This window comes from Flavobacterium sp. SOK18b (genome assembly GCF_014156605.1).
GTDB lineage: Bacteria > Bacteroidota > Bacteroidia > Flavobacteriales > Flavobacteriaceae > Flavobacterium > Flavobacterium tiangeerense.
In genome coordinates, this window is sequence record NZ_QKNZ01000065.1 from 1 (window position 1) to 9833 (window position 9833).

Here is a 9833-nt window from a genome sequence, read left to right on the forward strand (position 1 = left end):
TTATAAAGAAAGATAAAATAGAGTAATATTTATCTCTTATTATGGGATGAAAAATATGGGGTTTAAGATCAAGAATTGAATACTTTTTCTATATAGACAAGAGTTCTAACAAAATATTTATTCTTAGATTATTTGAAAGCTATTCTGAAACCTAAGTAAAGTATCCTTCTTTCTACTTTTTAAAAACTTGACTATCGTAAAGGCATACATTTAAGAGCAATTAATTTTTTTATTGAACCCAAAGTAAAACAATTACGTAAAATGAAATTGGAAGTATAGGTACATTTTATGACCTCTTCAAAATTGAAGTAATAGCTATTGATTATTGAAATTGTCCCTCAACAGTGATACGTTTCTATTTTGTCTGTAAAGTCAATTTTTCTTGATTTCCCATTATTTGCCACATTAGGAATGTCTACTCTAGTTTATCTAATGCGCTTTTTTGTATGAGGTAGAGTAATCGTTCCCTTTTGGGAAAGCATAATGCTTTATTGTTTATTAGAAAAGAGAATTTTGATTCAGGTTTTTAGCCACCAAATTGACTTCATATGGAAAGGCGAATGCTTCTATAGGATGATGTTGCAACCATTTTGCTTCGTCTTCTGGTTTTAGTATTACCGGCATGCGTTTTTTGATATTGTGTATTTCTGACATGACTGTGTTGGCTTGGGTGGTAACAATAGCATAGGTATTTTTGATCTCACCTGTGATTGTATTGGTCCATTGCGCATAAATTCCAGCGAAAGCAAAGAGATCATCATTACCAATTCCGATTTCAAATTTGTTTTTATTTTTTCCTTTGCTGTCAAGCCATTGCCATTCATAGAAACCATTGGCAATCACAAGACATCGCTTGTTTACTGAGTTTTTGAAGGAAGGCTTTTCGCTTATTGTCTCTATTTTGGCGTTTAAGGTGAATTTTTTAATGTCTTCATCTTGAGCCCACGCTGGTATCAAGCCCCAATTGTAATGCGTAATGATGTTTGGTTTTTCATCAATGATTACTGGGGTTTTGGGATATTCAAAACCATTGGCATGAGTTGCTGGTTTGAATTCTAGTGGATTGTCAATCGTAGCCTTGAACCTACTTTGTACTTCTAAAGCTATTTTAGTTTGTTTGGAATGATAACACATACTCTTCCCTTTTATTTTTTAATTTTCGAGTTCTTTTAAAATTGCATTCACATCTTCTGCTGTTGTGGTTAGTTTTAACTTGCAAAATTTAATTAGTGTTGTGGCTCTTTTTACTTTCTCAGAAAGGTCATCAACTGATATTTCGCCTTGTTCTATTTCGGATACAATACTTTGCAATTCTTCAAAAGCGTTTGTATAATTTAGTTCTTCTTCCATTTTATTCTTTGATTTTTGTGATGGTGCTTTCTATCGTTCCGTTAAAAAGGACTGTTTCTATAGTTGTTCCCTCTTGAAGGTGGGTTGTATCTTTGACTGCTTTACCATTATGATAGGTGATACTAAAACCTCTTTTTAACACATTGACAGGATCCATGATTTGGATATTTTTCTCAATGTTTCCCAATGCAAGTTCGGCATTTTTAAAGTTATTAATTGATGCCGTTTTTAAAGTTTCTTGCACTTGAAGTACTGCTGCTTGTGATTGCGTGATCCTATTGGTTGCTGCCATCTGAGTTTTATGATACAAAGATTCTAATACGTTATTACTGTTTTTTATAATGAATTGGGATTGTTGCTTTATGGCATAGCTTGCATTTTTGATTTTGTTTTCATTGTTGTTCAGTATCGTATTTGTCAAAGAACGAAACAATTTCAGTTCGGATTCTAGAGTGGTATACTCCTCACTGATAAACCGTCTGGCTTTGTCGATTATTTTGTCCTTTGCTTTTTGAATTGGTACCGAAATATTGTGGAATTTTTGAAGTAGGTATTCCGCAAGTTTTGTTGGTGTAATGGCATTGGTATGCGCGATCATTTCACATACCGTTTCATTGGTAACATGACCAATACCAGTAATGACAGGAATGGGGAATAGTGCAATTGCTTTGGCTAATTCATATTCATTATAGCACGATAGGCCTACATCGCCACCGCCACCCCTAATGATGGCTACTGCATCAAAATGATGGATCACTTTCTTTATTCGCTTTAACTGAGCAATAATGCCCGTTACAGCTTTATCACCTTGTAATATGGATGGAAACAAGAGGTAAAAGAATTTATAATTCCAATTGTTGTTGTCAATTACATTTAAAAAATCACCGTAACCTTTGCTGGTTTCTACTGAAATGATTGCCAGCCTTTGTGGTAATAAAGAAAGATCTAGCTTTTTGTTTGCATCATAAATTCCTTCTTCTTTTAATTTTTTGATGGTCTGTCGCTTTTCATTTTCTAAATCTCCCAATGTAAACTGCGGATCAATATCTATAATTTGGAGTGACAGTCCAAAAGCGGGGTCAAAGGAAATTTTAGCCAAAAACAATATTTTAATTCCGTCTTTGAGCGGTTCCTGTAAAATTCTTAGAAAGTTACGGTTTATATTTTGGTAATCGTCACGCCACAGGGTTGCTTTGCATTGTGCGACAATTTTACCGTCTACTTTTTCTATAATTTCAGGAAAACAATGCCCTGAATGGCTGTAATGATTCAGTTTGTTCATTTCCGCTTTAATCCAAAAAGCACTTGAATACCGTTGTTCCAGCGTTTTTTTTATGCTTTTGGTTACTTCCAGCAGCGAAAAAATAGTTTTGTCATTGGTTTTCTCAGGCATTCTGACTTTGGATTTATGCATATAAGGATGGTTCCTTTTATGTTTTATCAAAGATAAAGTAGTTTTTTCAGATTGTTATAAATGGCTCAAAATGATTTAATAAATTTTTGTGGAAAGGATTAGAGGACATTGGTTCTTTTTCTATTAATTGGAAATGACACGGAACAGAATTTTATGCTACCGAGGGGAAGATCTTTTATTACCAATTAATTGAAAAGCAAATGATATTCAATTCTACTTGAAATGATCCTGTTTAGTGAGCCGCGATGCAAACCTTACGACTTGTTTTACAAGGAAAGAAGGCACTCGTTACTAACGAGCACCAGAGAGAGTTGCGCAACAGCTAAGTGTGTTGTGCGCTCCTTTTTATTCTATATTTGGTTCTTGAGATTTCTGTAGGATAATCTAGTTCGGAATAATCAAATTCTTTAACTTTTTCAATTAATCCAAGATTTGTTAATTCTATTAGATCACTATTTTCAATATTATTTACGGAAATTTTTACATTTTCATTATTAATATATACAAACCAAGGCATCCACAATACTCCCCACATTTCAATAGAAAAATCAAATTCATATGTTTGCTTTTCAAAACAATAGTTACCTAATTCTTCAATTAATATTTTTTGTTTTTCTGTCATTTTATCAAATCTAATTTTGAATATTTATTTTTCAAAAACAAATTTCTCAAATCCACCTAAAAAAATATTTACTATCCATTTTTCAAATTCCTTTGATGTTGATATTTTATACTTTTGGTCATAACTTACTATCAAGAATGCTTTACCACTATCGATTTCATTTTTAATTTTTTTCAATTCCGAAATACATAATTGATAAGGTGTTGCAGTATCATACCAATTAGAATTCAAAAAACTTTTAAATTCTTCTCCATTTTCTTTATAAATTATGTGCTCAACTACCATGTATTTTCTGTTTTTCGTTTGGTGACAAAATGACGCAAAACTTTTCTCTAAACTAGGTTTGAGAAAGAGTAACACTGAACTTTCGGTTGAAAGCTGAACTTCAAGACAGAAAACCAAGTTTAAGTTGATGACTAAAACCCAATTCTCGTGTACCTGCTGTAACTCGTACTTTATTTGTTTTTGTATTCTTTAATTTTAGATAATAGCCTTTTTGCTAAATATTCATTTCCGGTTTTTAAATGCTCATATATAATTTTTGCTTCCTCAAGATATTTTTCTTTTTTAGATTTGTCCCAATAGTAAGGAGGGGCATATAAATTACAAATTCTGTCAGCCATTTTAACTGCCCAAACTTCCTTTGGTTGTAGTAGTATTCTATTTAGGCTGTCTGTCATTTGTAGTTCTTTTTCAAGTGTAGAATTTTTGGTCAAAGCAGAAACACCTTCTAGTACTTGTTTACCATATTCATCTTCAAGACTGTTGGATTTATAGTTTGTATCTTCTAATGTGTCGTGCAATAATGCACATTTAATAGCAAGTGTAAGATTAAAATCTAAAGTGTTTTTAGATGCATTAATTATCTCAAATACAACACTTCCAATATGATTTATGTATTCAATTTTTTCGCCTAGATTTTGTCCACCATAAGTTTGTCCGATATGTAAAAGACTAACCTTTTGCCATAATTCTTGTAAATTATCAATTGTAAATTCGTTATCCATTTTTTAATTAATTCTAGTGTTGTTAAAATTCTACCTAAATTTTTATTAAGTATTTATAAATCAAATATTTAATAAATCTAGTTTTCTATACAATCATTGCTTTGTCGCCTGGTTTTGCTAGTCTAACTCTATCCGAATAACCTTTGAAAAAGTATGGAATATTATCTTCTTGTCCGTTTTCAAGTCTCATTTTTACTTTGTCAAATGCAACCAATGAAATTTCAAAATGAGGAAGACCTGTTACTAGCAAAGGTTGGTCTAATTGGTCGTACCAAAAGTATTTTCCTCCAAAATTTCGCCTTGCAACTTCAAAAATATAGGAACCTGCCTGTGCAATTAAGTCTTCTTTCATTTCATCATCCATTTGGTCCCCAAATTCAGCAAAGTTTTCAAGAAGCTCATCAAGTGCAACTAAACTCTCCTCAGAATAGTCAAATGCTCCTTCATATTTTTCATTGAATGATTCTACAATTCTTTCAGCGTTTGCTGTCGAGTCGTTTATAAATTCTTGTTGAGCCTCATCAACAACATTGTCAGCTTGTTTTGGTCGCACTAGTTCGTGTTTTTGTTGTTCTTCGTTATTCTTTTTTTTGAAAAAATCAAATAGTCCCATAGCTGTTAAATATTTATGTTTTGAGTTAAAGATTAATCTAGTTGTTCGTTTTTGTTGTCGAGAAGCGGTTTCCTAAAATTCTAACTAACGTCAGTCTGTGAAAAAACTAAAATCAACCTCTTTAGAATTCCATAATTGAGATTATTCTTTGGTAGCCCTCCGAATACTTTCTAGATTTGAAGAGGTTTTTTAACAGCCTGACGTCTTGGCACTACAGCGGATTTGGTACTAAATTAAGCCTATTCTTCGGATTTGCCAAATCATCACCTATACAAAACCAACTTTCCATTAAGCCAAATGCCCAAATCAGTTGTAGCGTGTGTTGTGCGTTCGTTATTTTTCTTTAGTAAAAGGCCAAATATAAATTTCTTTTAAGTCAATTTTTTTTTCTAGTTTTTTATTCATCTGATAAAACTCTATATCTTTATAATAATTGCCATATAAAAATTCAATTTTTTTTGGATAAGAATTTAAATCCGTCAATATTTCGGAATTTTTCTCTTTCGTTGTACCTTCTAGATAAAATACTTCAATTTTTGTTCTATCAAAAAAATTTCTACAGAATGATTTTACTCGGTCTTTTTGCACTTTAGGATATCTAATTACCAAATTCACAAGATCTTCATCTCCTATGTCTAACAAAATAAAAGTGTCAAGGCGTAAATCAGAAAAATAAACTTTTGTATTTTCATTAAAACCAATTTTTCCGTCTGAATAATACGATTTATGTATTTCACAAATATCAATTTTGATATTTAGTTCTTTTCGTAATTTTTCAAAGTCATTATTCTCGAAAATTCTTTCATCATCTTCACTATAGAATTCGACAAAAGAGTTCATTTCAACAATCATATTTATTTCAGAAAATTCCATTTTTCTCTCATTTTCGTTATAATGACGCACAACGTTCCCGCGCTACACGCAGTTTGGGACTAAATTAAGCCCCATTTTCGGATTTGCCAAATCTTCCAAATACAAAACCAATTTTCCCATTAAGCCAAATGCCCAAATCGCTTGTAGCGTGTGTGCTTGTTGCACAACTCGAACAAATATATCAAAAAAAACTTGCAAAAAAGTAAAAGAAATTGTATTATTAACTATACAAGGAAGAAAAGAACTCACGCCAAAAATGCTCTATCAAGTTCATTTACAGGACCTGATTCCTGAGCATAATTTTTATCGATTACTTGATACAGCTATTGATTTTCATTTTTTATATAAAGCTACTGCAAAGTATTATGGAGACGAAGGACAGGAGAGTATTGATCCCGTTGTGTTTTTCAAAATCTGTTTGGTAGGCTATTTAAACAATATAAATTCAGACAGGAAACTCATCGAATATTGCTCGAATTGTTTAGATGTTCGCCTTTTTATTCGGTATGACATTGATGAGGCTTTACCTTGGCACAGCACCATTAGTCGCACGCGTGGGTTGTATGGTGAAGAAGTGTTTTTAAGTTTGTTTAAAGCCGTTTTAAAGCTGTGTGTTTCCAAAGGTATGATTCGCGGCAAACGTCAAGCCGTGGACAGTGTTTTTATCAAAGCCAATGCTTCTATGGATAGTTTGGTAGAGAAAGAAGTATTGGAAGATGCCAGTGCCTTTGTAGATGAATTAGAAGAAAACAGCGAATTTAAAACTACCAGCACCAGAAAGAAACTAGTAGAACAACACCATAATTGGAAAAAAAGAAGCATACAAGAGCCAACCCAATCCCAACTTCAACATTGATAAAGTAGATGAACACGGCAATTCAATACGTCCGAGATTTGTATCGAATCATACGCATTATTCCCCCACAGATTCAGATGCTAGGGTAAGTGTAAAACCAGGAAAAGCAAGACAGTTAAACTATTTTGGACAAATAGCTGTAGACGATGCTCATCATGTAATAACAGGCGCCTGTTCTGATTTTGCAGACAAACGCGATAGTCAGTGCGTGCAAAAAATAGTAGAATTAACAGAGGAAAACCTAAATGAAAACGGCATTGAATTAGAAGAACTTTTAGCCGATGGAGGTTACAGTAGTGGAGAAGCTTTAAAGTATTTGAACCAAAAAAACATCGATGCCTATATTCCAAACTTCGGACAGTACAAACCCGAGCGAGAAGGTTTTATTTTCAACAAAGAATTGAATCAATACGAATGTATCAAAGAAGGTTCCAACAAGGCCATTTTGCTTTTTAAAGGCGAAAAGAACGATAGCAAAAGCTACACCAAATACAGCTATCGAAGTAGTGAGCGCGATTGCAAAAACTGTCCACTACGAGAAGAATGCTGCGGAAAAAGCACTAAGTATAAAAAGATAGATCACAGCATCCACAAAGAACACTACGATCGAATGCACCAAAAACTGACTCAAAACGCACGCTATGCCAAGCAAATGGTACGAGTGAGAAGTAAAACTGTAGAACCAGTAATAGGAACATTGGTCAATTTTACCAATATGAAGCGCGTAAACACAAGAGGAATCAAGCAGGCCAACAAACACGTTTTAATGGCAGCATTGACCTATAATCTCAAGAAATACTTGAAGTTTATCACCAAAAAAACAAAAACAAAAGCCGGAGTTGTAAGTGAAATACAAGCAAAAGCACCAACTTCTCTAAAAACAGCTTTCATTGACTTGAAAACCGACTTTTTAAGGCATTTTATTTTTACAAACTACAACCTAAAACCAAAAATAAACCTCGCTTAAAAATCCTTAAACGAGGTTGTTTTTTATCCTTATCTTGAAATTTTACTTTTTTAAGAGAGTTGCGCAACAGCTACGTGTGTTGGTGGCAGTTTTTTATTTTTGTTCGTAAACTATAAATTCCGTTTTTGAATGTTGTGTTAAATATTTTTCAGCATAAAAGTCTAATTTTCCGTCAATTTTTTGATATGCTAAATTATTGAAATTTCTGTCCCAAGTCAGTACAAATTTCCCATAACCAATTTCAGTAATAAAAATATCGCCATTTTCAAAAAACATTATTTTTGAAATATCATTCCCTCGGTTTTTAAGAAATGTATGGTTTTCCAATTTAACTATTTCTGCTTTTGTAATTATAGTTTCACTTTCATTATTTGTAAATCTTGTAGCTTCTGCGGGTTCTAATAAGCCTATCATTTCCTCTTGAGGAATAAGTTCAATTCTATCCAATTTTGGAAGTTTCCAAGCAACATATTTACCATGGTCTGCGCTTCCAACTATATAGTTATTATCCGGTGAAAATTTTGCAAATGACATTCCGAAATTATGGTTTATGTCATTGTACATCATTTCTTTATAATTCTTTATAAAGGTTGGGTGTGCCCATAAGGTTTCTTTTTTACCTGTAATTAAATCGAAAAACTGCGATTTTGTGGAATAAAAACAACAAATTAAGTACTTATAATTGGCTGAAAATTCAAATCGATTATTACCATTTCCAAATTCAAATTCATTAATTTGCTTGCCTTCAAAATCTAAAATCACTAATGCTTTATCTATTTTTAAGGCTATTATCCATTCTTTTTCAACAATAATCCTTTCAATTCGTTTTTGTTCAATTTTTACCGTTTTTTCAATTTCACCATTTTTATTATAGATGTATAAATTATTCTCATAACTAATTAAATAGCTCTCTTTTTTATTCCAATAGTTAAGATTAGAGATGGTGGCGTTTTGTAAAGCTCCTTTTTTTAGTTTTTGCAGTGGTATTGCCAATTCTAAAAGCGTATTGTCCGCTTTTAAAATATAATTATTTATAAAAAAATCTGTTGAATTTTCTACAACACCACACGGGAAATCATAACTTAATTCTCGAAAACCTTTTGGTGTTTCCAATTCTGTTTCAAAAATAATTTCACCTTTAATATTTAATTTAATTATTTTTTGATTAGTAGTTACTACTAAAATATCGCCAAGGAGGTTGATGAAAATTGATTTAATGCCATATTGTGAAAGGTCTATTCTTAATTTTTCCTGAAAAATAGTTTTTTCTGAAAAAGCAAAGGAATCATTTTTAGAATTTAAAACTTTAATAGTTTGTTTAAATGGGTTTTCTAAAGTTAAATCTGTAACCTTTGAAACATTTTTTACAAGTACATTAAGTTCTCCTAAATAACTGTTTAATTCGTTTTCGGAAAGTTTCTCTTTACTTTCAATTTTAAGAATTAAATACTTGTAAAATTCTTGGATTTTAGAATGTGCTACTTCTACATAGCCACCAAAAATTAATAAATAGATACTGTGAAATTTATACTTATTTGTTTCGTCTAATTTTAAAATATCTGAATTCATTGAAAGATTTGAGACCATTTCGGGTATTTTAAATTGTAATACCGTATTAAATGATTCAATATCCACTATTTTTGAATCTCCCCCTTTTAAGGAAAGACTGATACTTTTCTTGAAATTTTGTGAAGCCGTTGGAGTGTAAAAATTTTCATTTTCAAAATCTTCAAACGAAAGTTCAATTTGTGAAATACTACTATCTATACGTTCTGAATAATATGTTTTTCCACCAAATTTATCTAGAAACCAAGTTTCATAATTTGGAATTTCTATATTAGAATTAATATTAAAAACTAAATATATTTGGTCTGTATTATCATCATATTTAAGAGGCGAATATGGTGTATTTACTGTAATTGTTTGTTGAAATTCTCTTTCTTGTCTGATAAAATGTTTTTTCGACTTTAGATATTTAAATCCGAATTTTGATAATTCAATTTCAAGTTGTGATACAACTTTATCATTAATCAACTCCTTTATTTTACTTTCTTTAACCATTATTATTCTTGTATATAAAGTGATTTTTCTCTTCTGCGGTAAAATTGCCACCAACGTTCCCGCGCTACAA

General features: G+C 31.6%; 11 protein-coding genes. 2 read left to right on the forward strand and 9 right to left on the reverse strand.

What is annotated here, in order from left to right; translation table 11 throughout:
* Positions 1-498: 498 nt before the first annotated feature.
* From DNC80_RS10545 to DNC80_RS10580, 8 genes are all read right to left on the reverse strand, one after another.
* A complete protein-coding gene (locus tag DNC80_RS10545; protein ID WP_182651189.1) occupies positions 499-1134 on the reverse strand; it encodes an SOS response-associated peptidase in 636 nt (211 codons plus the stop codon).
* A gap of 18 nt (positions 1135-1152) precedes the next feature.
* Positions 1153-1350, reverse strand: a complete 198-nt coding sequence (xseB, locus tag DNC80_RS10550; protein ID WP_182651190.1) for an exodeoxyribonuclease VII small subunit — start codon at positions 1348-1350, stop codon at positions 1153-1155.
* Position 1351: 1 nt separating this feature from the next.
* Positions 1352-2764: an exodeoxyribonuclease VII large subunit gene (gene xseA / locus DNC80_RS10555; RefSeq protein WP_182651191.1), complete on the reverse strand. Its 1413-nt coding sequence runs from the start codon at positions 2762-2764 to the stop codon at positions 1352-1354.
* 322 nt (positions 2765-3086) lie between these two features.
* Positions 3087-3386 carry a hypothetical protein gene (locus DNC80_RS10560; protein WP_182651192.1) on the reverse strand — a complete coding sequence of 100 codons (300 nt, stop codon included), beginning with the start codon at positions 3384-3386 and terminating at the stop codon, positions 3087-3089.
* A gap of 24 nt (positions 3387-3410) precedes the next feature.
* Positions 3411-3671 carry a hypothetical protein gene (locus DNC80_RS10565; protein ID WP_182651193.1) on the reverse strand — a complete coding sequence of 87 codons (261 nt, stop codon included), beginning with the start codon at positions 3669-3671 and terminating at the stop codon, positions 3411-3413.
* Between the two features lie 170 nt (positions 3672-3841).
* A complete protein-coding gene (locus DNC80_RS10570; RefSeq protein WP_182651194.1) occupies positions 3842-4393 on the reverse strand; it encodes a bifunctional (p)ppGpp synthetase/guanosine-3',5'-bis(diphosphate) 3'-pyrophosphohydrolase in 552 nt (183 codons plus the stop codon).
* 85 nt (positions 4394-4478) lie between these two features.
* Positions 4479-5006 carry a hypothetical protein gene (locus DNC80_RS10575; protein WP_220485233.1) on the reverse strand — a complete coding sequence of 176 codons (528 nt, stop codon included), beginning with the start codon at positions 5004-5006 and terminating at the stop codon, positions 4479-4481.
* Positions 5007-5339: 333 nt separating this feature from the next.
* Positions 5340-5879, reverse strand: a complete 540-nt coding sequence (locus tag DNC80_RS10580) for a hypothetical protein (RefSeq protein ID WP_182651195.1) — start codon at positions 5877-5879, stop codon at positions 5340-5342.
* Positions 5880-6135: 256 nt separating this feature from the next.
* Between DNC80_RS10580 and DNC80_RS16025 the strand changes: the two genes are divergently transcribed.
* Together DNC80_RS16025 and DNC80_RS16030 are read left to right on the forward strand one after the other, a co-directional pair.
* A complete protein-coding gene (locus DNC80_RS16025; protein WP_255493223.1) occupies positions 6136-6735 on the forward strand; it encodes a transposase in 600 nt (199 codons plus the stop codon).
* 160 nt (positions 6736-6895) lie between these two features.
* Entirely contained in the window at positions 6896-7702 is an 807-nt protein-coding gene (locus DNC80_RS16030) for a transposase (protein ID WP_370628740.1), read from the forward strand.
* 93 nt (positions 7703-7795) lie between these two features.
* On the opposite strand, the gene DNC80_RS10590 is transcribed toward DNC80_RS16030, so the two are convergent.
* Positions 7796-9833: hypothetical protein (locus DNC80_RS10590; protein WP_220485234.1), on the reverse strand; the 2038-nt coding region annotated here is incomplete at its 5' end.